Genomic DNA, 1277 nt, shown 5'->3' on the forward strand with positions numbered 1-1277 from the left:
GACGACGAGGTCGAGCGCGTCGACATGAATGCCCCGCGCCGCCACATTGGTGGCCACCAGCACGGTGACCTCACCGCTCTTGAACTGGGCGAGCGTGTGCGTGCGCTGCGGCTGCGACTTCCCGCTGTGCAGCGCGGCGGCCCGGATCCCACTGCCGCGCAGATGGCGGGTGAACTGGTCGACCGCGTGCTTGGTGTCCAGGAACATCAGCACCCGCCCGTCCCGGGCGGCGATCTCCGTGGCCGTGGCGTACTTGTCCGCCGGATGGATGTTCAGCACATGGTGCTCCATCGTGGTCACCGCGCCCGCCGCCCGGTCGACCGTCGCGAGCACCGGGTCATGGAGGTAGCGCCCCACCAAATGGTCGATGTTGCGGTCGAGGGTGGCCGAGAACAGCATGCGCTGACCGCCCGGCCGCACCTGGTCCAACAGCTCCGACACCTGGGGCAGGAACCCCATGTCGCACATCTGGTCCGCCTCGTCCAGCACCGTGATCCGCACCTGGTCCAGGTGGCAGTCCCGGCGCCCCACCAGGTCGGCCAGCCGGCCCGGGGTCGCGACGACCACCTCGGCGCCGGCCCGCAGCCCCGTCGCCTGCCGCCCGATCGACAACCCGCCGACCACCGTCGCCAGCCGCAGCCCCAGCGCCGACGCGTACGGGGCCAGCACGTCACTCACCTGCTGCGCCAGTTCCCGGGTCGGCACCAGGACCAGCCCCAGCGGCCGCTTCGGCTCGGCACGCCGGCCCGCGGTACGGGTGAGCAGGGCCAGCCCGAAGGCGAGAGTCTTGCCGGACCCGGTCCGCGCACGGCCGAGGATGTCCCGGCCGGCCAGCGCGTCGGGCAGGGTGGCCGCCTGGATCGGGAACGGTTCACTCACCCCGGAGCCGGCCATCACCCGCGCCACTTCCGGGGGCAGGCCCAGTTCGGCGAAGGACTGCGCGGGCGGCGAGCCGGGTGTCAGCGTCACCGCGGAGAGCTCACCCTGCACGGCCGCCGGCCGGGTCTTGCCGGCACCGAGGCGCCCGGCGGCTGACGGCTTCGCATTCATGGGGGACCCTTCCGTGGTCTGGCGCCCGGAACGAGCCGGGGCCCGCACCCCTTGGTACGGGCCCCCGGAACGACGAAGCGTGACCCCATTTTACCCAGACGCCACCCACCCCCGCCGTGCCCCCCCACCCCCCCCCGCGCCCGCCCCGCCCCCCCGCCCCCGCCGCCCGGCACGGGCCCCCAGTAACCGGGTCCCCCCAGCCGCCCGCCGGCTGAGCGACCCAGGCC

1 protein-coding gene is annotated in these 1277 nt (G+C 74.3%); it reads right to left on the reverse strand.

Annotation, left to right across the window (positions count from 1 at the left end; genetic code table 11):
- Window positions 1-1050, reverse strand: a 1050-nt coding sequence (locus ACWGH4_RS35190) for a DEAD/DEAH box helicase (RefSeq protein WP_453467982.1), incomplete at its 3' end; no start/stop codon positions are given.
- Window positions 1051-1277 lie beyond the last annotated feature (227 nt).

The organism is Streptomyces sp. NPDC054847 (assembly GCF_053610925.1).